Origin of the sequence: Streptomyces sp. NBC_01276 (assembly GCF_041435355.1) — a bacterium.
Taxonomy (GTDB): Bacteria; Actinomycetota; Actinomycetes; order Streptomycetales; family Streptomycetaceae; genus Streptomyces.
Window position 1 is genome coordinate 7,386,280 of the sequence record NZ_CP108442.1, and the last position, 25,763, is coordinate 7,412,042.

17 protein-coding genes and 1 pseudogene are annotated in these 25,763 nt (G+C 72.0%); 10 read left to right on the forward strand and 8 right to left on the reverse strand.

Annotated features, from left to right (window positions below; all coding sequences use genetic code 11):
- Positions 1 to 47 precede the first annotated feature (47 nt).
- From OG295_RS33230 to OG295_RS33245, 4 genes are all read right to left on the reverse strand, one after another.
- On the reverse strand, positions 48 to 1,034 hold the full coding sequence (locus tag OG295_RS33230) for an ABC transporter permease (protein WP_371680330.1): 987 nt from the start codon (positions 1,032 to 1,034) through the stop codon (positions 48 to 50).
- Positions 1,031 to 1,975 carry an ABC transporter ATP-binding protein gene (locus tag OG295_RS33235; protein WP_371680331.1) on the reverse strand — a complete coding sequence of 315 codons (945 nt, stop codon included), beginning with the start codon at positions 1,973 to 1,975 and terminating at the stop codon, positions 1,031 to 1,033. Before OG295_RS33235 ends, OG295_RS33230 begins: the two co-directional genes overlap by 4 nt.
- An 85-nt stretch (positions 1,976 to 2,060) precedes the next feature.
- On the reverse strand, positions 2,061 to 3,977 hold the full coding sequence (locus OG295_RS33240) for a helix-turn-helix domain-containing protein (RefSeq protein WP_371680332.1): 1,917 nt from the start codon (positions 3,975 to 3,977) through the stop codon (positions 2,061 to 2,063).
- A 34-nt stretch (positions 3,978 to 4,011) separates the two neighbouring features.
- Positions 4,012 to 5,397 carry an MFS transporter gene (locus OG295_RS33245; RefSeq protein WP_371680333.1) on the reverse strand — a complete coding sequence of 462 codons (1,386 nt, stop codon included), beginning with the start codon at positions 5,395 to 5,397 and terminating at the stop codon, positions 4,012 to 4,014.
- Between the two features lie 236 nt (positions 5,398 to 5,633).
- Between OG295_RS33245 and OG295_RS33250 the strand changes: the two genes are divergently transcribed.
- The 5 genes from OG295_RS33250 (at position 5,634) to OG295_RS33270 (ending at position 10,890) form a co-directional block, all read left to right on the forward strand.
- Positions 5,634 to 5,849, forward strand: coding sequence for a hypothetical protein (locus OG295_RS33250; protein ID WP_371680334.1), 216 nt, complete (start codon positions 5,634 to 5,636; stop codon positions 5,847 to 5,849).
- A gap of 117 nt (positions 5,850 to 5,966) precedes the next feature.
- Complete coding sequence (locus OG295_RS33255) at positions 5,967 to 6,443, forward strand: cupin domain-containing protein (RefSeq protein WP_371680335.1); 477 nt, start codon at positions 5,967 to 5,969, stop codon at positions 6,441 to 6,443.
- A 203-nt stretch (positions 6,444 to 6,646) separates the two neighbouring features.
- The gene (locus OG295_RS33260; RefSeq protein WP_371680336.1) at positions 6,647 to 7,873 is read left to right on the forward strand and encodes a DUF2278 family protein; all 1,227 of its coding nucleotides are present in this window, start codon (positions 6,647 to 6,649) and stop codon (positions 7,871 to 7,873) included.
- Positions 7,874 to 7,978: 105 nt separating this feature from the next.
- Entirely contained in the window at positions 7,979 to 9,640 is a 1,662-nt protein-coding gene (locus OG295_RS33265) for a hypothetical protein (RefSeq protein ID WP_371680337.1), read from the forward strand.
- A gap of 101 nt (positions 9,641 to 9,741) precedes the next feature.
- Positions 9,742 to 10,890, forward strand: coding sequence for a hypothetical protein (locus OG295_RS33270; RefSeq protein ID WP_371680338.1), 1,149 nt, complete (start codon positions 9,742 to 9,744; stop codon positions 10,888 to 10,890).
- Between the two features lie 109 nt (positions 10,891 to 10,999).
- Here OG295_RS33270 and OG295_RS33275 read toward each other — a convergent pair whose 3' ends face one another.
- A complete protein-coding gene (locus OG295_RS33275; protein ID WP_371680339.1) occupies positions 11,000 to 11,896 on the reverse strand; it encodes a hypothetical protein in 897 nt (298 codons plus the stop codon).
- A 479-nt stretch (positions 11,897 to 12,375) separates the two neighbouring features.
- Between OG295_RS33275 and aac(6') the strand changes: the two genes are divergently transcribed.
- Both aac(6') and OG295_RS33285 read left to right on the forward strand, forming a co-directional pair.
- Positions 12,376 to 12,849: an aminoglycoside 6'-N-acetyltransferase gene (gene aac(6') / locus OG295_RS33280; RefSeq protein ID WP_371680340.1), complete on the forward strand. Its 474-nt coding sequence runs from the start codon at positions 12,376 to 12,378 to the stop codon at positions 12,847 to 12,849.
- Positions 12,850 to 12,908: 59 nt separating this feature from the next.
- Positions 12,909 to 13,885, forward strand: a pseudogene (locus OG295_RS33285) (transposase family protein).
- A gap of 359 nt (positions 13,886 to 14,244) precedes the next feature.
- Here the strand turns inward: OG295_RS33285 and OG295_RS33290 are convergent.
- Positions 14,245 to 14,445, reverse strand: coding sequence for a hypothetical protein (locus OG295_RS33290; protein WP_371680341.1), 201 nt, complete (start codon positions 14,443 to 14,445; stop codon positions 14,245 to 14,247).
- A gap of 135 nt (positions 14,446 to 14,580) precedes the next feature.
- Here OG295_RS33290 and OG295_RS33295 point away from each other — a divergent pair, with 135 nt between their 5' ends.
- The 3 genes from OG295_RS33295 (at position 14,581) to OG295_RS33305 (ending at position 19,854) form a co-directional block, all read left to right on the forward strand.
- A complete protein-coding gene (locus tag OG295_RS33295) occupies positions 14,581 to 14,757 on the forward strand; it encodes a hypothetical protein (RefSeq protein ID WP_371680342.1) in 177 nt (58 codons plus the stop codon).
- A gap of 596 nt (positions 14,758 to 15,353) precedes the next feature.
- A complete protein-coding gene (locus OG295_RS33300; RefSeq protein WP_371680343.1) occupies positions 15,354 to 18,869 on the forward strand; it encodes a CHAT domain-containing protein in 3,516 nt (1,171 codons plus the stop codon).
- On the forward strand, positions 18,862 to 19,854 hold the full coding sequence (locus OG295_RS33305) for a hypothetical protein (RefSeq protein WP_371680344.1): 993 nt from the start codon (positions 18,862 to 18,864) through the stop codon (positions 19,852 to 19,854). The genes OG295_RS33300 and OG295_RS33305 overlap by 8 nt, the downstream gene beginning before the upstream one ends.
- A 259-nt stretch (positions 19,855 to 20,113) precedes the next feature.
- Here OG295_RS33305 and OG295_RS33310 read toward each other — a convergent pair whose 3' ends face one another.
- Positions 20,114 to 22,732 (reverse strand): MDR family MFS transporter, encoded by a 2,619-nt coding sequence (locus OG295_RS33310; RefSeq protein ID WP_371681378.1) that lies wholly within the window; start codon positions 22,730 to 22,732, stop codon positions 20,114 to 20,116.
- 50 nt (positions 22,733 to 22,782) lie between these two features.
- Positions 22,783 to 25,722: a BTAD domain-containing putative transcriptional regulator gene (locus OG295_RS33315; protein ID WP_371680345.1), complete on the reverse strand. Its 2,940-nt coding sequence runs from the start codon at positions 25,720 to 25,722 to the stop codon at positions 22,783 to 22,785.
- Positions 25,723 to 25,763 lie beyond the last annotated feature (41 nt).

Here is a 25,763-nt window from a genome sequence, read left to right on the forward strand (position 1 = left end):
TTCGACGCCGCCGCGGCGGCCCGCGGCGGTCCCCGGCCCGCGGCGGCCTACAGGGCGCGGCGCCGGGCCCGCCACAGGAGCGCGCCGACGAGCGCGGCGGCGAGTGCGACGAACCCCGCCGCGGCGGCCCACTGCATGCCCGCCATCTGGTCCTTGGTGTAGTGGTCCGCCACCCGGTTGACGATGCCGAGAGCGCTCCGGCAGTTCTCCGGCGCGCTGTCGTGCGCGCAGGTGCCCCAGCCGTAGAGCTTCCCGGACGCGGTCGCGAACCACTCGTCCACCACGACCACGTGGTCGAGCAGGGCGGGCCGTTCGGCGGTGAGCGGGTAGGTGAGCCGCCTGGGGGAGTCGAGCCGGGTCCGGAAGACCCCCGCCGCGATGACCGCGACGCCCGAGACCAGGAAGGTGGCGGCCATGGAGGCCACGGTGCGGCGCAGCAGCGCCCCCGCCAGGATCCCGAGGGAGGTGGTGAACAGGGCAGTGGCGACCCCGGCCGGGCCGGTGACCTCGAACACCGGGTGGTTCAGCCAGTCGTTGGCCGCGAACGGGCCGGCGGAGCGCCACCACCAGGCGTAGAAGAGCCCCAGGACGCCCGTCGTCACGGCGGCGAGGGTCAGGGCGAAGCCCACTTTCCACACCAGCCACCGGGTGCGGGAGAGTGACTGCGTCGTGACGAGCCGCGCGGTGCCGTTCTCCTGATCGGCGGAGATCAGCGGCGCGCCGAGGAACACGCCCAGCAGCACGGGCAGGAAGGCCAGCGAACTGCCCGCGGAATTCAGGTCGTTGGTGATCGCGTTGACGACGTTTCCGTCGATCTCCGCCCCGGGCTTCCCGGGCCAGCCGGCGCCGTGCAGGGCGTCCAGCATCGCTCCGCGCTGGTACACGATCCAGGCCGCGCCGAGGACGGTGGCCGCGGCGCACGCGATGAGGGCCGTACGGTGCTGGCGGGCCATGAGCCAGGCGAGTCCGCGCAGCCTGCGGGTCGGGACGGACGCGGCACGCCTGCCGGAAGCGCCTTGGGTGAGCGTGCTCATGCGGCGGACTCCTCTCGGTGGTCGGGGGCGGCGGTGGGGGAGAGCAGTGCGGGGGCCGCGGGGGAGCGGAGGTAGGCGAGCAGTACCTCCTCCATCCCGGGTTCGGACAGTTGCCACGCGCCCTCCAGCGGTCCCTGACGTCGGACCAGGGCGGTGAAGTGCCGCCCGGAGGTGCGTACTTCGATCACGGTGTGGGCGTTCAGGGCCGCGGGCAGGGTGCCCTCATCGGTCACTCCGGTCACCAGCGTGTGCATCGGCACCAGTTCGTCGGCCTCACCCGCCATGCGGACACGGCCGTCGGCGAGGACGAGGAGGTAGTCGCACATGTCCTCGATCTCGCTGAGCAGGTGCGAGGACATCAGGACGGTCGTTCCGTGCTCGGCGGCCTCGGACAGCAGCAGGGCGCCGATCTCGTCCCGGGCGACCGGGTCCAGATCGGCCATGGGCTCGTCCAGCAGCAGGAGTTCGGGCCGCTTTCCGAAGGCGAGCGCGAAGGCCACGCGGGTGCGCTGGCCGCCCGACAGGGTCTCGACCCGGGCCCCGAGCGGTACCTGGCCGGACCGGACGATCCGCTCGGCCGCCTGCTGGTCCCAGCCCGGGTTGAGTTCCCGGCCCATCCGCAGGGTCTGTTCCACGGTGAACCTCTTGAACAGCGGCTTGTCCTGCCCGAGGTAGGCCCACCGGGCCATGGTGCCGGGCTCGTCGGCCGGTGCGCCGAAGATCCGCAGCTCGCCGGCCGAGGGCTCGGCCAGGCGGGTCGCCAGGTTCAGCAGGGTGCTCTTGCCGGCGCCGTTGGGCCCGACGAGCGCGGCGATGCGGCCCGCCGGGACCCGGAAGGAGCAGTCCTTCAGGGCCCAGCGCCGCCCGTACTTCTTGCCGAGCCCGCACGCTTCGAGGGCCCATCGGGCGTCCGCCGCGCCGGAGGTGGTCGTGCCTCGCACAGCTTCCCCCTTTCCTTCAGTCCACTAGATAACTAGTGGAATCATGGACTCAGGGGGGAGCCCTGTCAACACGCTGTCGAGGAGGTCAGGAGGGAGACTGCGGGGACGGCTCCGCGGCCGCCCCGCCGGACACCTGGTGCAGGCGCAGGGCCAGTTGGAGCTCCAGGCTCCGGTCCGGCGACTGCCAGCCGGGGCCCAGCAGACGGCCGACGCGGTCCAGGCGCTGGACGACCGTGTTCACGTGGACGTGCAGGGCGTCCTTGGCCCTGGCCTGGCTCATGCCGCAGGCGAAGTAGACCCGCAGCGTGTGGACGAGGTCGCTGCCGCGCCGGGCGTCGTACTCCAGCAACGGCCCGAGGACGTCCCGGACGTAGGCCGGCAGGTCCGGCCGGTCGCCCAGCAGTACGCCGAGGAACCCGAGCTCCGTGAGCGCGGCGCCGTCCCCGTCCCTCCCGAGCGCGCGCAGCGTGGACAGGCAGCGCAGGGCCTCGGCGTGCGCGGCGGGCAGGGCCGAGGGACTGCCGTCGGCGCGCGCCGCCCCGACCGTGACCGGGCCGCCCACCGCCCGCCCCAGCGCGGCGGCCAGCGCCGGGGCATCCGCACCCTGCGAATCCGAGGGCGCCAGCAGCACGACGTGGTCGTGGTGCACCCCCGCCAGACCCCTGCGCTCACGGGCCCGGTGAGCCGCCGCGGCGAGCAGCCGCGGGCGCGGGGCCACCGCGCTGTGCAGGACGAAGAGGGCGTGCGGACGTCCGAGGTCCACCCCCAGCCGACGCGCCCGCACCGCCAGGCCCGCCGGATCCGCCGACGGACTGAGCAGGTCGCCCAGCAGCTCCCCGCGTATCCGGTCCTCTGTCTCCGCCACCGAACGACGCAGGAGCAGCAGCAGCGCCGTGACCGTCGCGGCACGCTCGAACAGGCGCCGTCCGGCGTCGTCGAGACCGGCCCGGCCGGTGAGGGTGACGCTGCCCAGGAGCTCGGGGCCGGCCAGCACGGCGCACACCCAGGTCCCCTCCAGGGGCACCGCCCGCCCGCTGCTCCGCGACGCGACCACGGCCCGCGCGGTCGGCGGCCGAGGGACCGACCGTACGCGGGCCAGCTCCACACCGTCCGCGTCGTGGATCAGCGTGCCGCCGTCGAGGAGGGTGCCGATCGCCGCCGCGACCTCGGTGATGTCCCCGCCGCGCAGGACGAGACCGGTCAGCCGGTCGTGCGCCTCCTCGGCCCGCCGCAGCGCGTCGCTGTTCTCCCGGATGGTGCGCGACGCGGCGTTCAGCTCGGTCAGGGCCTGACGCGTCTCCTCCAGCAGCCGGGCGCCGTCGATGGCGATCGCGGCGTGGTCGGCGAGCGAGGACAGCAGGGCCACCTCGCGCGCGGAGAACGCGCGCGGGCTGCGGTCGGCGGCGAACAGCACCCCGATCACCCTCGGGCCCAGCCGCAACGGCACCCCCAGGATCGCCCGCAGGTCCTCCTCGGCGACGGCGCTGTCGATGGGACCGGTGTGCCGGAAGCGGGGGTCGCTCTGGTAGTCCCCGGTCGCGTACGGGCGGGCCGTCTGGGCCACGAGACCGCCCAGCCCCTCGCCCATCCCCAGCCGCAGTTGCTGGAAGGCGGCCGACACCGAACCGTCGGTGACCCGCATGAAGGTGTCGCCCGCCGCCTCGTCGTTGAGGGAGAGGTAGGTGACGTCGGTGTGCAGCAGCTGCTTGGCCCGGTGCGTGATCGCCCGCAGCACCGCGTCCAGGTCCCGCAGCGCCGCGAGGTCGCCCGCCGTGTCGAACAGCGCGGTCAGCTCCGCCTCGCGCGTGCGGTGCTGCAGCAGCGTCCGGTGCACCTCCAGCGCCACCGCCGTGGCCTCCTCCACGACCGCCAGCTCCGCGGCGCACGCACCGGCGGAGCGGGCGGCCGCGGCCGGCCGCGCGAAGTCCTCCGCCGGCGCGCCCCGGGCCAGCAGCCCGAGCAGGTCGCGCAGGGCGGTCCGTCCGGCGGTGGGGTCCGTCATGCCGGTGAGCTTACGTGCGCGGGCTCGGGCGCCGTCAGCCGCCGAGGCCGGCCCGGACGGGTCCGGACGCGGATCCGGACCCCGACGCCGGTCCGGACGCCGACCGGGTGAGGCTGCGCCCCCTGGTCTCCCGGGCGAAGAGCACCGTCACGGTGGTCACCAGCGCCGTCGCGCACACGTACAGGGAGACCGGGACGGAGGACCCGTAGTCCTTGAGGAGTTCGACGGCGATGATCGGGGCGAGCGCCCCGCCCACGATGGAGGCGAGCTGCGACCCCATCGAGGCACCCGAGTAGCGGACCCGGGTGTCGAACATCTCCGAGATGAAGGCCGCCTGCGGACCGTACATCGCCCCGTGCAGCAGCAGCCCCGCGGTCACCGCCACGGCGATCACGGGGAACGAGCGCGAGTCCAGCAGGGCGAAGAAGGCGAACGCCCAGCCCGCCATGCCGACCGACCCCACGAGGGTCACCGCCCGCCGGCCGATCCGGTCGGACAGGGCGCCCCAGGCCGGAATGGCGACGAAGTGGACGGCCGAGCCGATCAGTACGGCGTTCAGGGCGTCGGCCTTCGGCAGGTGCAGGTGGGCGGTGACGTAGACCAGGAGGAAGGCGGTGAGGACGTAGTACGAGACGTTCTCGCCGAGCCGGACCCCGATCGCGGTGAGCACTCCGCGCCGGCCGGTGCGCAGCACCTCGACCACCGGCGGCCGCTGCCTGGCCCCCGCGGCCTCCTCGGCCTCGGCCCGGGCCCGCGCTTCCAGGAAGGCGGGCGACTCGGAGACCGACACGCGGATCCACAGCCCGATCACCACCAGCACCCCGGACAGCAGGAAGGGGATCCGCCAGCCCCAGGCGAGGAACGCCTCGTCCGACTGGACGGCGGCCAGCAACGCCAGCACCCCGGTGGCGAGCATGTTCCCGCCGGGCGCGCCGGCCTGCGGCCAGGAGGCCCAGAAACCCCGCCTCCGGTCGTCCCCGTGCTCGGCGACCAGCAGCACCGCCCCGCCCCACTCCCCGCCCAGCGCGAACCCCTGCACCAGCCGCAGCACGGTCAGCAGCACGGGCGCCCCGGCCCCGACGCTCGCGTGCGTCGGCAGCAGCCCGATCGCGAAGGTCGCCCCGCCCATCATCAACAGGCTGAGCACCAGGAGCCGTTTGCGCCCGATCCGGTCGCCGTAGTGCCCGAAGACGATCCCGCCGAGCGGCCTCGCGGCGAACCCGACGGCGTAGGTGAGGAAGGCCAGCAGGGTGCCCACAAGAGGGTCGCTGGAGGGGAAGAACAGCGTGTTGAACACGAGCGCGGCGGCGGATCCGTAGAGGAAGAAGTCGTACCACTCGATGGTGGTCCCGATGAGGCTCGCGGCGACGATCCTGCGTATGCCGGACGGGCTCGTTCTGCTCGCTGCGGGGGAGACCATGTGCACCACTTCCAGAGGGTCTGCGGGGACGTCGGGTGTGGCCACAACGTAGAAGCCACCAGGTCAGCGGCATATGTGGCGGGCCATCACAATCAGATGCCGTCCTGTGTGCCCTACCACCACCTGATGGCCGATGGCTCATTCACGCCCCGGGAAGTGACCCTTGCGGTTCGCGTCGGATTCGCTCTACGAGCAGTACTCGACCCTCTTGGACCACAACGGCCCAGGCAACCGCCGTGAAGAAGCCAGGTTCGACCGCGATCACAGAGCGGTTCACCCAGTGGGACATCAACGTCGACCGGCTCCCGCTCCACTCCGACGCCGAACTGCCGCCCGTGATCCACGAGGTGATGACCGGGCTGGACCTTCCCGCCCGGAGCGACGACTCCTGCCTGGCCCCCGCCCGGCTGCGCGGCGAGGGCGCGGCCGCCCCCGCGTCCTGGCGCCCGTGACCGCCCGGCTCGAGTGTCACTGGTGTCGGGCCACAACACCCCGGTGAGTCTGGAAGGGTTGGCCCGGTGCAAACCTGCGCCCGAACGCGTACCACCTCCGTCGACCGGGAGAGAAGCATGACCATCAAGGACATCGGGCCCGAACCTCAGAGCTTCGACCTCGAGCAGGCGACGCTGGAGAACGCCAACTACCGCTCGGTCGCCTGGTCCGGGAAGTACCTCCAGCTGACCCTCATGTCGATCCCGGTGGGCGAGGACATCGGCCTGGAGGCACACCTGGAGACCGATCAGTTCCTCCGGCTCGACGCGGGCCGCGGCCGCGTTCAGATGGGCAGCGCGAAAGACCGCCTCGACTTCGACCAGGAGGTCGAGGACGGCTGGGCGGTCTTCGTGCCCGCCGGCACGTGGCACAACGTCACCAACACCGGCGACGAGCCCATGCAGCTCTACGCCGTTTACGCCCCGGTCCACCACGCCCCGGACAAGATCCACGCAACCTTCGCCGACGCGGAACGCGACGAGGACTCGGGCAACGACGAGCCCCCGACCTGGTCGGTCCAGCCCACCCACCGCCCTGCGGACAAGCACGCCTGACCACCGGCGGGGGCACCCCCCGCCGGCCCAGGAGAATGGACGAGCCCCAGGTCGCTGGCCTGGGGGCTTTGCCATGGAGCGGATGCCGGGAACCGAACCCGCGCTATACAGCTTGGAGATTACTCGGAGCTTGAACGCCGATATGTCATCTGACTCGCGGGAATGGCCGCAATGAGGGCCGGTGGCGGTGCGGCAGGCGACTGGTGGGCCCACCCGGCCCGCCCGACGGCGTTCTCGAGCGCGAGGCGCAGGTTCTTCCCGGCCCCGCTGAGACGGAGGCCGTCTGCTGTCGATTCCCACAGGTCGTCGACCTCACCGACGCGTCTGCGCATCCGACCGCGCATCTGCCCGGTAGCCGAAAGTTCCACGACCTCGCCGCCGAGGATCCGGTGCACCCCGGCGCGGATGAGATCGGTGACGAGCTCCGCGCGCTCCTCAGAGCTTCCCACGACGAACTTCTGCACGTCCTGGCCGCCCGCGCCGTCGACCGGCGCCGCGAAGGATCCAGAGATACCCCGCACTACCAGATCCACCTCACCGACAACGCCGGCACTCACTACCGAGCCGCCGTCAACGTGGAGCCACAGCAGGCGCCCTCCGAGCTCCTATACCTGGCCGACGACGATTTCCGCCATCCCGTGACCGAGCTGCCCCCGCCGGCCGGCAGCGGATGGACGGCCCTGGTGTCACAAGCGGGCAAGGCCAGCCTGGACTTCATTCGCGGGAACATGTTCGACCCCGCCTCGATGCGCATGCTCCCACCCGATGTCGAGGGCGCCGACAACGACCTGGCCGACCTGCTCGACCACTACGTGCAGCGTGCCATCGCCGACCCCACCGCCACCCTCTACGTCTTCGGGCAGAGGTTCGGCCCCGAGGCGAACATCGCCGACAAGGTGTTCGGCTTCCGGCCCGGCAACGGCGTACACGACATCCACATGAACCAGGGCAACAGCGGCCGCTTCCGCTCCGACAACGGCGTCTGGCAGGACGGCGCCCTGTTCGTGCACCTACCCGCCGAAAACCGCTGGGTCGCGATCTTCCTGGCCTTCCGGTCCCAGGCCTGGCACACCGCTGACGACACCGGTCACCCCCCCCCGCCGAGCGCGAGGGACGGACCATCACCTTCTGACACCACCGGGACCAAGGCCCCACAGCACCCTCGCCGGCCGGCCAAAAGCGACCTGGCCGGCGGGCGAGGGTGGTCTTCGCACGGCTGTTCCCGGAATCCCGTTCGGCCCGGGAGCGCGCCTTCACCGCGTCGGCGAACCGGGGCGGCCCGCGTTGCCGCCCCATCGGTATCGGATCGGGAAACGCACGATCACGGTGCCGGACCTGACGGGCGCTGCGTCAGGCGCACGCAGAATGCGGATGAGGGCAGCACCAGACTCTCGCCGTCTCATCGAATCAGCGGCAGGTACGGCCATTGAAGTGGATCTGCGGCTGCCGCCGGAGCGGGGTCGCATGCCTGGGTATGCATGTGCACATCGGCTTCAGTGCCACTGAAGAATGACCCATCGTAGGAGCGGACTGCCATGCCCGACCACGCGCAGCTGCGGCGGGCGACCGCCTGGATGAGTGCGACTGCCGTCGAGGAGGGCGACGCCGCCCGCGTCTCAGCTGCCTTGCGCGACCCTTCCGGTCACTTCCCGTTGGAGCCTGACGTCTCCGATGGCGGCTGCGGACCGGGTTCCACTGCGCTGGAGCCGGGAGGGCTGTACCGCAGGATCAGCGGCCGTGACGATCGGGCTCGGCCCGTCAGTGATGAGGAACTGGCGGCATTGGGTGACCCGATGGCGGTCACGTTCTTCCGCACGGGCAGGTTCCCGACCACCGTGCAGGAACTGCTGTCCGAACTCCCCACCGCGGCAGCCGCCTCACGCAAGGTGTACCTGGTCAGCGAGGCCGGGCACATCTCACCGGTTGCCATCGGCGAGCGCGACATGCGGTTCGCGATCACCACCGCCGTGGACGGCAATCAGGTGGACCTTCTGGTCAGCACCCAGGCCGGCGGCGACCCCGAGAACGGATTTCTTCAGGTCGCGGCGTGGGATTCTGTAGCGAGGGTCTTCAATTTCTATGCCCGTTTCGAATCGAGCTGGGTGTGGGCGGGCAACTCCTGGCACTCCCTGGAGCCGGACTCGCGGGGCAAGGGCTGCTTCGACAGCCACATCAACGGCTGCGCCGTGATGAAGGAATTGAGGATCCCCTGGATCAACTGGCAGTCAGAACGGGCCACGATCCGGCTCGCCGATGATGACCCGCTCCGCCATGACCAGCTGTTCCAGCAGGTCATCGGAGCCGAGCGGCTGGAACTGACGGTCAGGTTTCTCGTCACCCGGTGGACGGCTGCCCGCCTCGCCGAGGTGACCGCGAACGGCGTTGTGGACCACCCCGACCGGTTGCTGCGCCACCTGTTCACCGGCACAACGGTCAACCTCACCAGTACAGACCGGCAGAGCAGCACCATCACGGCGGACAGCGGAGAGCTGACGCTGCCCATGGGGTTCTGGCTGAACCAGGACGTCCTGTTCGACGACCTGCGACTGTTCGTGCAGGCCGCTCCGCCCAGGGCACAGGCCGACGCGTACCTGGCCGGCCTGACGCGGTTCGGTTTCCGGCTGGAGGAGAAGTTCAGCGGCTTCTCCCAGCCAGGTGACACGTTTTTCGCCTTCGTCGTCCCCGAGGCTGCCCACGAGGACAACGAGGTGGTCCGCCAGATGGTCCGCACGGGGCTCATCTCGGCCAGGTTCGCCGCCTGCGTGCTGATGGTGGACTTTCCGAACCCGGTCTTCAGCCCTGCCCGCAGTCTCCTCATGCGGTACGTGCCGACCACTGCGACCAAGGCCGTGGAGTTGTGTGACAAGGTCGCCCAGGCTATCTTGGACGCCGCGCGAACGCGGAACCTGCCCGCCGACAGTCCCGAAGCCCGCTTCGCCGCGCACTGGCAGGTGCCTGAAGACGCCTGGCGATCAGTGTTCGGACAGCGCGTGGACGCCTATCTGCGCAAGGTCGCCCAACAGGTCCAGACCGCATCCGGATTCGACGACTACGTCCGGTTGGCCGAGTCGCGGCGTCGGCAATTTCGCCTCATGAAACTGAATGAGTTCGAGCTCACCCTGCCGGTCACCAGCATTCCCCCCGGTGCGCCGCTGCTGGCGATGCGCGAGGACGCCACCGTTGCGGAGCTGACCTGAGGCCGCCCCTGATCAGCCGGCACGGCATCGGCTTCAGCGGCACCAGCGACCGCTGCTTTCTTTCCACCCCTCCGTCTTCACGAGTAAGGAGAACGAGCGCCATGGCCACAGTGGATGCTTACGGGCCTCCCGGCAACCTCGACGATCTGGACGACTTCGGCCGCAAGGCCTGGAACGTGTTCATCTCCGACACGGTCGACGAGGCCATTCAGGGCCCCGATCCCCGTCAGGTCCTGAACGACAGTCCGAGACCGCAGTTCTACAACCTGACCAGCACGGACACGGCCTCGGACGTCCAGCGCGCCTCCATCACATGGACCGCCTTCCCCCGCATTATCAAGATCACCTCCGTGGGTGACCTCCAGCGATGGCAGCGCGCCGACGCCAGCCGCGACGTCCAGGACGAGTACTGCGAGTGGAGCGTCACCCGGGATGGCTCGGGAAAGATCACCCGGGTGGTGTTCACCTGTGAAGGCCCCGAGTACTGGGAGATCCTGGCGCAGACGAACCCGGACAAGGTGGTCGACCTCTACCGTAGCTTCATCAGTCCGGACGTGCGCAAGGAGGATCTGTTCTCCCCCAGCGGCAGGTACCAGCCGCGCAACAAGTGGAACGACTCCACGAGCCACGGCGCCATGCACCTGATTCAGCCGAACAACACCCTGGGCGCAGAGATCGAGTTGGCCGCGGCAGCCACCATCCGGCGCGTCGTCAACGGCCAGGAGCTGAGCACTGAGCAGGAACTCGTCAACTGCAGCAAGTACGGTGCCGCAGAGCGCAACAGTGATCCCCACATCGGCGCAGGAGTTAACGCCCTGGCCCGCCAGAAGGCCGACATCAGCCTCGCCGACCCCGTGGGCCTGTACTTCGACGGCCTGTCGACGGACGGCTGGGAGACCCCGGACGGCTCCGATCCCCAGAGCTACTGGACCTATGTGAGAGGCGACTCGGAACACCGTGTCCGTGCCGTCTACGAAGTGCCCCAGGACAAGGGTTTCGATGTCGGGGACATCACCATCGGCGGGAGGCCCATCGAGTTCGGAGCCCAGATCGCGGACTTCATCACCATCAGGCTCACGGGCGTCGCCTGCCGGTTCCACGACTCCACCGCCCAGCCGCAGACCGCCTGCAAGGAGTTCCCCGCGGTTGACGTGCGGCACGAGGGGTTCGGCGCGTCCGCCTTCTCCGCCTCCGGCCGCTTCCTGGATCCCCGTCCCACCCTCTCTCACCGATCCTCCCGCGCCACCTGACCCGTTCCGTCATGGAGCGGTCGGCGGCCGGCTGGACAGCCGGTCAGGAAGCCGGAGCCCCTGGAGGCCACTGCTACGGCCCATGTCGCCAAGGATGGACGTTCCGATGTCACCTGGCAGCACGCACTTCCCGGGCCTGGGTGCCGATGCGGTGTCCGAGCTCCCGATAGGCGTCGAACTGGGCATGGTCGAACCACTGGTCGAAGGTGGGCTGGCGGGGGAAGGCCTTCTCCCTGAGGGCGTAACTGAGCAGCTCGTACGGCATGTCGGGAGTCGGAGTGGCCTTCACGCAGATGATCGTCCCCTTCGTGTCGGCCGGTGTGCCGGGCGAGAACTCGACCGGCTCGGGGTACTCGATCGTGCCGCGCACCACGCTGGTGGCGGAGAGCCTGGCGTTCAGCGCCGCCATCGGTGTCTCGGGCGGGAGCGGTGGGGCGCTGCCGGGTACCAGGTCCAGCAGGTTCTGCCCCTCGTCCTTGAAGGTGATCTTCACTCCGAGGTCTTCGTAGGCGAGCGTGACCGCCTGCGCGAGGGTGGTGGCCAGCGGCGGCGTGTCCCCTGGGGAATCGATGACGTAGATCGTCCGGCAGCGGAGCCGGAGCGTTTCGACCAGACCGAGATTGTGGAAGTGCCCGCCGTCCGTGCACAGCAGCAAGGGAGTGGTATCCGAGTACCAGCCCACGAGTTCCTGGAGTTGGTACCGCAGCCGCCGTACCCGTGGTAGCCGCGGCGTGATCCGGCAGGGCCCGTACTTCGCCAGTTCCGCGAGGTAGAGCGGGTTGGGGACCCAGGTGCCCAGCCGCACGTTGGAAAGGGCGAGCAGCCGCTCCATGAACATCGTCTGGGTGTCCATCGCGGAGGCGAAGGCCGCTCCTGACACGGCGACGGCCGACTGCACGGTCAGGTCGCGTCCGATCAGCGCGGGGGCCGTGTGCTGCAGGGTGTCGGTGCGGACCCAGCCCGTGTCGGGGCCACCGCAGTAGTCGGAAGCGAGGGTGAAGGGCACGGCGGGCGATTTGGGCGATGTGGACAGTGGTAAGGGTGATTGCTGCGGGCCGCGTCGACACACTCGCCAACCCGGCTGGAGCGGCTGACGTCGCAGCTCCCCGGGGCGAAACCGATGTGCTTGGCCGGTGATACGACCGACCACCGACCTGGCCGGCCGGCCGGCATACGTCCGTCTCGGCCACCGGTGCCTTAGACGGCGGCCCCGGGTGTTCGGCCTGACTGCGGCGGCTCGGGAGCCGGACGGTCACACCGGTTCCGGTGTTCGGACGGTGGAAGCGGTCGCCGCTCGGCAGGCGCGCCGCCCAGGGGGCCGGTGCAGCTGGTTCGCCCCGTCCTCCCCCTCGCGGTCGACTTCCAGATCCGGCGTCTGCGGAGGCTGATCGACCCCGAGCGCGAGGTCGGACGTTACGACGTGGTCGGCTATTGAGCGAGTCATGCTTCTGAGCGCGCTTCCATCTCCCAGGGATACTGAGGGGCATGGAGCTGCGTGGGGACAAGGTCGTGCTGCGACCGGTGGCCGTCGGCGATGGAGAGGTCCTTGACAGGATCGTGCGGGAGCCGGAAGTCGCGGCGTGGTGGTCGCCCCCGGACGACTTCGAGGGCATGCTCGCCGTTGTCTTCGAGGGCGAGGTCATCGGAGCGATCCAGTTCGAGGAAGAAGCCGACCCCGAGTTCCGGCACGCCGGCATCGATATCTTCCTGACAGCGCGCCATCACGGGAAGGGACTCGGCACCGACGCCGTACGCACCCTGGCTCGGTTGCTGGTGCACGAACGCGGCCATCATCGGCTGACCATTGACCCCGCCGCGGCCAACACCGCGGCGATCCGCAGCTACGGCAAGGTCGGGTTCAAGCCCGTGGGGATCATGCGCGCTTACTGGCGCGACCACCGGACGGGCACCTGGCAGGACGGACTGCTTATGGATCTGCTTGCCGAGGAGCTGATCTGACCGGTCGGCACCAAGTACACCAGGCGTGACGTGATGCGGGCCGCACAAGTTCTTCGGCTGTGCAGACGAAGTGGGCCCGTGCGGCCTTGTCCCATGCTGCCTTCACCGGCATCTCCCGTGCACGTCTCGGCGGCTTGATCGAGGAGTTGGCCCCGGCATGGCAGACGCGACGGGAGTCTGCGCTGCAGGAGCGATGCGGCGGAGACCGTCGGCGTGCCGCCGGGGCCGGACGCAAGCACGAGCTGGTCTTCACCGACCGGATGCTGGTCACACTGATCCACCTGCGCACTCAGCTCCCGCACGCCGCACTCGCCGAGCTGTACGACGTAGGCCGTTCCACCGTCACCGAGGCCATCGGCGAGATCCGCCCGCTGCTCGCCGAGCGCGGCTTCGCCGTCCCCGACCGGCCCGGCCTGCGACTGCGGACCCTGGCCGACGTGTTCGCCTACGCGGCCGCGGAGGGGATCAAGCTGCGGATCGACGGCACCGAGACCCAGGTCCGCCGCCCGAAGGCCCATCGACCCGGCCGCTGCGCGTTCGTCTCCGGCAAGAAGAAGCAGACCACCATGAAGACCACCACGATCAGTGATGGCCAGGGCCGCACCCTGTGGTCGGAGCCGACCGGCCCGGCCGGATGCACGATCAGACCGCGATGCGCACCGAGGGAATCGCCGAACAGCTTCGCCTGCACCCGACGGTGAAAGCCGAGGTCGACGAGGGCTACCGGGGCCTGGCCAACGAGTTCCCCGACCAGATCAGCGCCCCGCCGAAGAAGCCGAAGGACGATGCCCCACTCGGCGAGCGGTACGCCTGGCGTGAGCAGCGACGCCGCCAGTCCTCACGGCGGATCTGCGTCGAGCACGCCAACGCCGAGCACAAGCAGTGGCGCCCGCTGCAAAGATTCCTCGGGCGCCGCGAGCACTATCCGGCTACCCATCGGGCCATCGCCACCTTGGTCTCTGACCGCGCCGCCCGACGGGCCACCCGCCACAAGCCGAGCACCGAACTCGTGCTCGTCAGCATGACGGCCTGCTGACTCACCCCACCAGCCGAATCCCCAGGTCAGCACGCCCAAACCTCAATAGCCGACAATGCCGTTACGGCGCAGGCCACATCTACGACCGTGCCCGCCGCATCGGCGAGGCCGCCGCGGTCCGCGACACCCAGGCCCGGCACATCAGCGCAGTGCTGCAGAGCTTGCACCGCACTCCCGCTCCACCGGAGACCACGCCCGCCGCCCCGGTCACACCACCGTTCCCGGCCACCGTCCCGGCCTCGCACGCCCGCTGACACCCCCTCAACCAGGTTCCAGGAGCACCCCTTCGGCTACCACCGGCCTGGGCGCGGCGTGTCGGCCCTGGTCGGGCCACCGCGTCCAGGCCGAACCCGGCGCTGTTAGGTTCCGGCGCAGTTGGTGAACGTCGCCCGGGTGCGGGCGCTGTAGATGCTGGCGCCCCCGTTGACGTCATACTTGAGGGGCACGGCGATGGTGTCGTCAGCGGTCCACGGGAAGCCTTGGGTGTCGAAGGTCCAGGTTCCGGTGGCCTTGGCGGCCAGTTCGGACAACGCGACCCACCCGTACTGGCGTGGGGGCACGTCACGGTCAGCTTGTTGCCCATTTCCTGCTTGAGGTCCACCGTGGTCGCACCGTTGACCTCGGCGGTGACTTCGAGCGTGAGCTTGGCGAGACCGATGCCACTGGCAGACAGGCTTCCCCCCAGTTTGAAGCCGATGGTGTTGCTCCACCCCGTGGAGGTGTTCAGCGAGAACTCCCACGGGATCGTGGTCGAGGTGTCGTTGAACCAGATCGGTGAGACGCACATCTCCGGCAGCGTGAACGGCGGTGTCTGGCCGGTCGTGGACCACGAGCAGGTCGAGGTGTCCTTGTTGCACCGGGCGGCCGCGTAGTCCACGGCCATGTTCCACGCCCCCGCGGACCTGCCACCACCAACCTGACGACCCATCAGGGGTATGTTCGATAATGTCCCCTCGGGCATCTCGAAGCGGAGTCACCGCCAACCGCCCGGCGCCGCCACTCACTTGGCCGGAACTGGGGGAACGGTTCTCGTGCGGCGATCACCGAGACCGGAGGATCACCGGGCTGTCGCCCGTTGTGATCGCGGAACCCGTCGCCGAGGTAGGCCCGTCATGGCACGAACGGCACCGGGCAAGGCTGGGGTCCAGGCCGCGGAAGCGAGCTCTTGGCGCTGGTGCAAAGCACCGGCTGGTCTTCATCGACGTCCCGGTCCAGTCGGCGGCACGGACCGCGGTGACCCTCCCGGCCGGGTCGAGCTCGTACTCCTGCCGCCCGCTGCCGGCGTCGTCGACCGCGGTGAATTGGTCACCCGGCGGAGGACGTTGAGGCGGGCTGCGGCCGTGTCCGTATCCATGGCACCCGCCGCGCTCTCCGTCGCGGCCCCACCATGCGGTGCGGGTATGCCGGCCATCGGAACAACATGGCCGAACACCCCGCGCGGCGCCACGTTTCCTGCTTGGCTGTTGCCGTGAGTGACGAGGTGTACGCCGCGATCGAGCGGCTGGCCCTGGGCCTGTGGGGTCCCTCCGTGATCCCGCCGCGGGACGCCCCCGCCGAACAGTGGGCCGCCCTGGCCCTGCGGGTGGCGGAGACCGTGACGGCACGGCCCCGCCCCGAGGGCCCGGGCGCTCCCCCCGCCGAGGCGGTCACCGCCCTGGTCCTGCGCCCGGGCACGGAGGCTCGGCCCCTGTGGCAGGTCGCGGACGAGTCCCTGATGGTGAGCCGGGCTCTCGACGACACCGCTCACGCGTACCAGGGCGAGGACGACGCCGAGCTGATCGGACTCGCCCGGAGCCTCCTCGACGGCACCCCCGAGAGGGCCGCGGCGGACGGTTCGGGCCCGGCCGGTTTCCGGGTGTGTCCCCCGGTGGTGCTCTCCCGCTACGGATCCTCCGACGCGGACACCGACGACGACACCGACCGGCGGACCCTGGAGACCGAATGCCGCAGCGAGCTCCGCGACGGCACGGACCGGCTGCGCCTGCGCCGGGCGCGCTCCGCCCTCGGCCTGATCCTGCTCACGCGGTACGAGCGCACGTCAGGTCCGGAGGATCTGGACGAGGCCGTCGAACTGCTGGAGCAGGCCGTACGGTTCGCCGCCCCCGACAGCCTCGAGGACACCGCCCACGGCGACCTCGCCCGCGCCCTCTCCCTCCGGTTCGTCCGCTCGGGCGATTCCTCCGATCTCGGCCCGGCCATCGAACACGCCATGGCGGCAAGCGTGTTCGACCGGACCGGAGCACCGGTGGGCGACCGTGCCGCCACCTGGCAGGCCGTACTCGGCAACGCCCTCTGCATGCGCTACGACGCCCTCGGCGCGCCGAGGGACGTGGAGAACGCCGTCCACGCGTTCGGCGAGTCCCTCCGCCGCCTCCCCGCCGAGCACCCCGACACGCCGGAGCTGCGCTCCCATCTCGGGGCCGCGCTGCTGCGCCGTCACGAGCTCACGGGAGCGGCCGACGACCTCCGCGCCTCCCGCGCGCTGCTCGGCGGAACTCGGTGGGCCTCCGAGCGGGCGGCGGCGCTGCACGCCGAGTTCCTGCGCAGCGGGGACCTCGAGGCCCTCGACGGCGCCGTGGCCGACGGCATCGCCGGGGTCGGGCAGCTGCCCGACCGCCGGCTGCTGCCCGGGGCACTGCACGACCTGGCGGCCTACTGCCTGTCCCGGCACGAGACGCTCGGCGTCCGGTCCGACGCACAGGCCGCGCACGACCTGCTGACGGTCGCACGACGGCTCTCGCGCGCGGGAACACCCGCGTACGCCCTCCTCCTGGTCGGTCTCGGGCGGGCGCTCCTCGCCCTCTTCCCGGGCATGGGGATCGACTCGCTGACCTCGGCGGCGGAGCTGTTCGAGGAGGCGGGCGGGATCGCCGGGACGGCCCCCGAGCTGGAGGCCGAAGCGGTCGTACTCCTTTGCGGGACGTTGCGCCGGCTGGGCCGTTTCCTCGATGACCCGCCCCTGCGTGGGGCGAGGGCCGACGCGCTGGACGCCAGGCTCGGCGAGCTGGCGAACCGGCTGCGCGCGGTGGCCGCCGCAGACGCGTACCCGTCCGTCCTCCTCGAACGCGCCCGCCTGCGGCGCGTCCTGGGGGATCCGGCGGGCGGCGGCGAACTCGCCCGCCAGGCGCTCGACGAACGGCTCTGGGAGCTCCTCGCCGAGCCGGATCCCGGCCACGCCCACCGGTCCGCCCGCCGGAACCTCGACGCGGCCTGCGAGCTGGCCGCCTGGCTCCTGGAGGACGGGGCTCCCGACCGTGCCTTCGCGGTCGTCGAATCCGCCCGCGCCCTCGCCCTGCGCGCCGCCACCGAAACGGTTCCGGTCGCACGGCAGTTGGGCTCGCTCGGCCTGGACGGGCTGCGTGCCCGGTGGCTGCGGGCCGTGGAGCCGGCGTCGCGCGGAGAGGCCCCCGGGGGCGCTGCTGTCCTGCGTGCTGCCGGCTCGGCCGCTCCGGCCCACGCCCCGGTGCCCGCGGAGCTGCGTCCCCTCGTCCTCGAAGCGCTCTCCGGTGCCGCGGACACCGACCCCGTCGTCGGCGACTTCACGGGCACGACGACGCAGGACAGGACGGCCGAGCTCTGCCGGGAGATCGGCGCGGACGCTGTGGTGCACCTGCTCCCCGGCGACGGGGAGCGGTCCGGCTGGGCGCTGGTGCTGCACCGGGCCGGCCCGGTCTCGGCCCTGCGGCTGCCCTCGCTTCATGTGGGGGCCGACGCGTTGCGCACCTTCGTGGGCGCCCACGACCACCTTCTGCGGTACCCCCGCAGCGGCCCGGCCGGCTGGGGGCGGGCCCTGCGGGCCGTCTGCGACTGGGCGTGGACGGCGGCGATGCGCGACCTGGCCGGTCACCTCGTCCCAGAGGACGGTGTGGGCCGGAGAGGGGTCCCCCGTGTCGTGCTCGTCCCCACCGGAGTGCTCGGCCTCGTCCCCTGGCACGCCGCGCGGCGCAAGGTGGGACTGCCCGACGGTACCCGGGGCCACCGGTACGCCCTCGAAGACCTCGGTATCAGTTACGCGCCGTCCGCCCGGGCCCTGGAGTGGTTCGCCGCTCGCACCCTCGCCCCTCTCGACGGCGGCGGCCTCGTCGTGATGGACCCGCTCCGCGACCTTCCCCACGCCCGCCGGGAGGCGGCCGACATCCACCGCTGGCACTACGCCAAGGGAACGCGGCTGGGCAGCTCGGGAGAGCCCGGCAGCAGCCCGGCCACTCCGCGGGCCGTCCTCGACGCCCTGCACCCCGGTGCCGGCGGCCCCCGCCCGCCGGTGGCCCACTTCGCCTGCCACGCCAGGACCTGCGTGCCCGCCGCCGACTCGCACCTGCTGCTCGCCGGCGGTCAGCGCCTGAGCGCCGGCCGGCTGCTCGCCGACGGCACCCGCGCGACGGGCCCCGGGCCCGGGAGCCTCGTCGTCCTCTCGGCATGCGCCACGGCCGTACCCGGCGCCCGCTACGACGAGGCCCTGAGCCTGGCCACGGCCTTCGCCTCGCGCGGAGCCGCGGCCGTCGTGGGGTCGCTGTGGGCCGTGGGCGACGCCGACACCGCGCAGCTCATGACCGAGTACCACCACTTCCTGAACCTCGACGGACTCGCGCCCGCCGAAGCCCTGCGCCAAGCGCAGCTGCGCATGCTGGAGCGTGCCCGACGCCGCGGTGCCGGCGGCGGCCCGGCGGCCCGGACCCGGGCCGAGGACCCGGCGCGCTGGGCGGCCTTCGTCCACCACGGCCGGGGACTGCCGCTGCCCGGTGACGCCGCACGCGGGCCCGGCCCGGAGGACCGGGTCGCGTTCCGCCCGGCGGGACCCGGTACGCAGGTCCGTCAGCCCATCCTGGGCAGGCTCCCCGGCTCGGGCAGAGCCGAGTACGCCTGGAAGTGCCCGGAGCCCGGGTGCGCGCGGGAGACGACCGGCGACGCGAAGGCCCCGTACGACGAGGACTGCTGTCCGGACCACCCCCACCAGGCCTTCGAGCCGGTGCTGCCCCGTGGGTGATCTCGTCAAGGGGATGGTGGAGCCGCTCGCCAAGCGCTGGACGGCTTCGATGAGCGGGCCCCTGCTGCTTCTGTGGCTCTCAGGGGCCCTGATCCACCTGCACCAGCGCGGCGGCCCGGGACACGCCTGCGCGAAGCCCGGGTACTTGGCGCGGGCGGGGTGCCAGGTCGCGAAGCAGGGAGCGCCCGGCGCCGTCGTGCTGACGGCCGCGCTCGCGGCGGCGGTGCTGTTGTCCGGTGTCGCGCTCTCGGCCGTCGCTTCCCCCGTGCTGGAGGTGCTGGCCGGGAGGTGGGGCACGTCCGCCCCGGTCGTCGCGTACGCGCGGCACCGCACCGCCCGGCACGCACGGCGCCGCGCAGTACTCGACGCCCGGAGCCGTGCGGCTGCCGCGCCGGCCCGCTACGGTCCGCAGGCGCAGGTCACCTGGCAGGCGCAGAGTGCCTGGCGGCGCGACCGGGCGTTGCGCAGCTGGTCCCACTACCCCAGGCGCGCGGCGGACCTGCGGCCGACCTCGGTCGGGAACGCACTTGTCGGCGTCTGCGAGCAGATCCGGCGCGACTACGGCTTCGAGCTGCCGGTGTGCTGGGGTCCGTTCGTCGAATGCCTCGACACGGCCGCCCGTGACCGCCTGATGGCCTCGGCCACCCGCGTGCTCGGCAGGACCCAGGCCCTGATCTGTGCGGTCGCCGCGGCCGGGTGGGGCCTCCTGCTGCCCGGACTCGTTGCGAAGTCCCTCTGGGTCGCGCTCTGCGCCGTCTGCGCGTGGGGCGCGAACAGGGCCCTGCGCTCCGGGACGGAGGCCTACTGCGCCCACGTCTGCGACGCCTTCGCCGTGCACCGCATCCGCCTCTACCGGGCGACCGGCATCGAGCCGCCCGCGACGACGACGGACGAGCCCCGGTCCGGGAAAGTCCTCACCGACGCCCTGGCCATGCGGCTCGCCCCCGGCGAATCCCGTCCCTTCCGCTGGCCGGACACGCCCTGACCGGCAGCCCAGGAGGCACCGCCAGCTGTCTTCGGCTCGTTCCCGAGGCTGCACACGCCGCCTGAGAGACGCAGCGTTCGCACCGGACGCGAGGACATCGGCGGCGCGCCCCGCATGGTTCGAGCTGAGCCCGAATTGATCCATGACGTCACCGGGATACTTCGCGGCATCTGCGGCAGACAGGTTGTCCGCCGCCGCCAGTTGCATGGCGGCGCGTCCGTTGGCGATGGACTGGGTCTCGGAGGCCCGGGGGCGCCGGTCACCGGGCGTTGACGCCGGCCGTCCTGGGTGCCCCGGCCCTGACCAGCAGGCCGGCGGCCAGGGCCGCCAGCAGCAGGGCGCCGGCCGCCCACCAGAGGGTGTCGGTGTAGCCGTGCATCAGCTGCTCGGACTGGTTCTCCTCCGACGAAGCGGCCAGACGGGCGCCGATGAGGGTCACGAGCAGTGCCGCGCCGATCGACTCGCCCACCTGCTGGGCCATGACGACGACCCCCGAGGCCGCGCCGGAGTGCTGCGGGGCGACGCCGGAGGTGGCGGTGGCGAAGAGGGGTCCGGAGGCCAGACCGCTGCCGAAACCGGCGAGGACCATGCCGGGCACCACATGGGGCCCGTAGGCGCTGCCGGAGTCGAGGGCGGCGAGGAGCAGCGTCCCGGCGGCGGCGGTGACCAGTCCCGACACGATCAGCACGCGGGGCGCGGTGCGGTGCTGGAGGCGCGCCGAGACCTGTGTGGCGGCGAGGACGGCCGCGGCGGCCAGCGGCAGGAGCATCACCCCGGTCATGCCCGGGGCGTATCCGAAGACGTACTGCATGTAGCCGGTGAGCGTGGGGAGCAGCGCCAGGAACCCTGCGCCGGTCAGGCCCATCGCCAGGGCGCAGCCGAGGCGGTCGCGGTCCCCGCCGAGGTACCCGGCCGACGGGGCACCGGACGTCCTGGTCCGCCGCCACAGGAAGGCCGCGAGCAGGAGGACGCCCACCGCGAGGAGGCCCAGGGCCGGGGGAGTGGTCCAGCCGAGCTGCCCGGCCTCGTCCATGCCGTAGACCAGGGCGGCGAGTCCGGCGGAACCGAGCAGCACGCCGAGCAGGTCGGGGCGGGCACCGCCGCCGGGCGGGCGGCCCGGCAGCAGGGTGGCCGCGCCGGTCAGCGCGAGCGCCGCCAGCGGGACGGAGGCGTACTGCGACATCCGCCAGGACGCCAGCTCCGCGAGCCAGCCACCCGCGAGCAGCCCGAGCGCCCCGCCGCCGGCCGCGACCGCCCCGTAGATCCCGAAGGCCCGGGCGCGTTCCCTCGGGTCGGTGAAACCCGTGGACACCAGGGACAGCGCGGACGGTGTCAGCAAGGCGGCGAACGCGCCCTGCAGGGCGCGCGCCGCGATCAGCAGGCCGGGGTCGCCGGCCGAGCCGCAGAGCGCGGAGGCCACCGCGAAGCCGGCCATGCCGGTGATCAGGGCCCGCTTGGCGCCGACGAGGTCGCAGAGGTACCCGCCGAGCAGCAGCAGCCCGGCGAAGGCGAGTACGTAGGCGGTGACCGGGTTCAGTGCGTCGTCGGCGAAGCCGAGATCGGCCTGGACGGTCGGCAGGGCGGAGCTGAAACCCATCACGTCGAGCAGTACCAGCAGCTGCGTCAGGGCGATCACGCCCAGCCCCCACCAACGTCTGGGGTGCGGGGCGGCCGGGTCGGGGAGGGCGGTCGGGGGCGGCCCGAAGCCCTCCGCGGGGACGGACCGCGCCGCGGCCGGGGCCGTGGGCGCGTACGGGGGCGCGTACGGGGGCGCCAACGGGGGCGGCGGCGCGGGGACCGGCTGGTGCTGGCGCGGCACGGAGGGGAGGCGGGGGTCCGGCGGCGCGGCGGGCTCCGCAGCGGGTGTCTCGGGGGCCCAGTCCAGCAACCTGGCGGCGCGGCGGCCGAGTTGCGCCAGTACCGTGCCCGGCAGCCACTCCCCGGCCTGTTCGACCGCCGTCCGGTCGGCGATCTCCTGGGGGGTGGGCCGGGCGGCCGGGTCCTTCTCCAGGCAGGCGCGTACGAGCCCGGTCAGCGGCTGCGCAACGCCGGTGAGGTCCGGTTCCTCCTCGGCGACCCGGAAGAGGTGGGCGTTCAGTCCGGAGTCGGCGGCGCCGAAGAGGAGCCGTCCGGTGGAGGCGTACACGAGGACGGCACCGAGGCAGAAGACGTCGCTGGCGGGCGTGAGTTCGCGGCCGCGGACCTGTTCCGGGGACATGAAGCCGGGGGAGCCGATGAGCATGCCGGTGCGGGTGTGCAGGCTGTCCCCGGTGAGGCTGTCCATCGCCCGCGCGATGCCGAAGTCGATGACGCGGGGGCCGTCGACGGTGACCAGTACGTTGGACGGCTTCAGGTCACGGTGGATCAGGCCCGCCCCGTGCACGGCCCGCAGGGCGACGGCCAGCCGGTTGGCGAGGGTGTGCACCGAGTGGTCGGGCAGCGGCCCGAAGTCCTCGGCGACCACGGTGCGCAGGTCCGGCCCCGGGATGTACTGCGTCGCCACCCACGGCACGGCGGCCTCCGGGTCGGCGTCGAGGACCGCTGCCGTCCAGTCCCCGCCCACCCGCCGGGCGGCGGCCACCTCGCGGGCGAAGCGCCTGCGGAACTCGGGGTGCCCGGCGTGCTCGGCCTGCACGACCTTCACGGCGACGGTGCGCCCGCCCTCGGAACGGCCCAGATAGACCAGGCCCATGCCGCCCTCGCCCAGCCGGGCGATCAGACGGTAGGGGCCGATGTGGGTCGGGTCTGCTGCGATCAACTGGTCCACGGGGACGAAGTATGCCAACTGCCGGGCCGGAGTGGACCCGGGCTCCGGACACCGGAGGAACGCCCCGCATTCGGCCCGGGTCGTCGAACCGCTGTTGGCCGGGCGGGTCAGGGTTCGGTCATCACCGGCGGGCCGAGCGGCTCACCGGGCTCATCCCCGAGTCACGGTGCCTGAACCGGCTGCCGGCCCGTCGTCTCCGGCGGTTCGGGCCCCTCCGCGGTCGGCGGCAGCTCGGTGATGAAGGTGCGGATCTCTTCGGCCTCGGGCACGGCGAGGGCGGTGTACAGGTCAAGGGCCTGTCGGGCATGGTCGTGGGCGGCGTCGGTTCGGCCGAGGTCGCGGTGGACGTGCGCCAGGCCGGCGTGGGCGCGGGCCTGTTCGGGGCGGTAGCCGGACTCGCGGGCGAGGGTCAGCGCCGTGTCGTGTTCGGCCGCGGCCCGGGCGAGGTCGCTCAGGGAACGGGCGGCTTCGGCCAGGGCGTTGAGGGATTCGGCCTCGTCGCCGGGGAAGTCGAAGCTGCGGCTCAGCTCCAGGGCATCGTGATGGTGGCGCCGGGCCTCGCCATAGCGGCCCTGCCGTTGGTACAGCAGCCCGATGTTGTTCAGGACGACGATCTCGCCGATGCGCGATCCGTTCTCGCGGTGCAGCTGGAGTGCCTGGCGGTGATGGTCGTGGGCGTCCTCGAATCGCCCTCGGCGCTCGTGGATGATGCCGAGTTCGGTCAGTGATCTGGCTTCGCCGGCGCGATCGCCGAGTTCGCGGAAGAGCGCGAGGGACTGCCGGCAGTGGTCGTGGGCCCGGTCGTACTCCCGGCGCCGGGAGTGGAGGGTGCCGAGGTTCTGCAGGGCGCGGGCCGTGGCGCCCCGGTCGCCGGCGTCGCGCGAGAGGTCCAGGGCGCGCAGGTAGCAGTCGGCCGCTTGCTCGTAGGCGCCGTGCCACCAGTAGTGCACCTCGCCGAGGTCGAGGAGCGTGCGTGCCTCGGCGGCCGTGTCACCGCTTCGTCGGCTCGTCCGGAGCGCGAGGCCGTGGAGGTCCAGTGCGTCGGTGTGGTGGGCGTGGCCCAGCAGGTACCGGTGCAAGGTGGCGGCCAGTCGGCTGGGGTAGGGGCGCCAGTCGTGTTCGGCGGCGTGCCGGGCGACCGCCATGAGGTTCGCGCGTTCTGCGTCCAGCCACCGGATGGCATCGGCCTCGTCCAGCAGGAGCGGGGCTTCCGCGGCCGGTGCGGGGATGAGTGGTCTGCGGTTCTTGCCCTCGGGGTAGAGGTGGTCGACGGCCGTGCTCGCGGTGTGGAGATAGTGGTGGAACATTCGTCCGACGGCGTCGCGCCGGACATCGGAGGGTTCCTGGGCGGCCGCGGTGGCCAGGGCGTGTTCGCGCAGCAGGTCGTGGAAGGTGTAGCGGCCCGGCTGGTGCTGGGCCAGGACGTGGGCGTCCAGGAGGTCTTCCAGGAGCGTCTCGGCCTCCTCGCTCGGGAGGCCGGCCAGCGCGGCGGCCGCCTCGGGGCCGATGTCACGGCCCGGCTGCAGCCCCAGGAGCCGGAACATGCGCTGCTGATCGGCGGTCAGTTGCTGGTAGGACAGCGTGAACGCGGCGGCCACGCCTCGCTCCGACGTGGCCAGCTCGGACAGTCTGCGGCGCTGGTCGCGAAGTCGGGCGGCCAGATATTCGACGGTCCAGCGGGGGCGATGGTGCAGCCGGGCGGCGGCGATGCGGACGGCCAGCGGCAGGAACCCGCACAACTGGAGCACGTCGAGGACGGCGAGCGGTTCGGCGGCCGCCCGGTCGCCCACGATCGCCGTGAACAACTCCACGGAGTCCGCGGCAGGCAGCACTTCCACGGACAGGGCGTGTGCCCCGTCCAGGTCGGTCAGCCGCCGGCGACTGGTGACGAGGACGAGGGTGTGGGAGGCGCCGGGCAGCAACTGGCGCACCTGGTCGGCGCCGAGGGCGTTGTCCAGCACGGCCACCACGCGACGACCGGAGAGTTCGGAGCGCCACAGCGCGGCGCGGTCGGTGACCGATGCCGGGACGTGTGCCGCGGGTACGCCGAGTTGGCCCAGCAGGATCTCTAGCGCGGCACCGACGTCGAGCGGCTCCTGACCGGCGGTGTGCGCCTGAAGGTCGACGAACAGTTGCCCGTCCGGGAAGTGGTCCGCGAGGCGGTGTCCCGCATGGACCGCGAGGGTCGTCTTGCCGACCCCGGCCATCCCGTCGATCGCCGCGATCGTCACGCTCCCGCTGTTGTTGCTCGTCCACAGGCGGGCCAGCCCGTCGAGCTCGCCCTCGCGTCCGGTGAAATCCGGGACGTCGAAGGGCAGGAAGTTGACCCGCCGGGTCTTCGCCGGCACGGCAACCGGGGGCTGCAGGGCGGGTTCGTCCCGCAGGATGTCCTGTTCGAGCTTGACGAACGCGCGGCCGGGGTCGAGTCCCTGCTCCTCCGCCAGGGCCGCCCGGAAGTCCCTGGCCACGTGCAGCGCGTCGGATTGGCGTCCTGCGCGGTGCAGCGCGAGCATCAGCCGGCAGCACAGACGTTCCCGCAAGGGGTTGGCCGCCGCGTGGACGGTCAGTTCGTCGATGAGGTCGTCGTGACGGCCCAGGGACAGTTCCAGGTCGGCCAAGCGCTCGACGGCGGTCAGCCGCTGCCCGTTCAGGCGTGTTCTGGCGCTCTGGACGTAATGGGCGGTGACGTCGGCCAGCGGCTCTCCCCGCCACAGCGCCAAGGCGGTACGAATCCGGTCCACGGTGTCCCGCGGGTCGTCAGAGGTGGCCGACGCCTGGGCGATCAGGCTGGTGAACTCGTGCAGATCGAGTTGTCCCGGCTCGGGAGCGATCACGTACCCGGCCGGCCGGGTGGACAGCATCCGGTCGGCTCCCGAAGCGCGCAGCATCCGTCGGATCGCGGCGATCGTGGTCTGGATCTGCGCGCGGGCGGAGTCCGGCGGCAGCGGCCCCCACATCGCGTCGATCAGGCGGTCCGTACTGATCGCGACCCCGGCGTGCAGCAAAAGGTACGCGAGTACCGCTCGATGACGGGGTGCCAGCCCCGGCGACTCCGAACCGGGGGCCAGGGTCACCACCGGGCCGAGGATCGTGAACCGCATACCGTCACTCCGGGGGTCACCAGCGCGTGCATCGAAGAAGC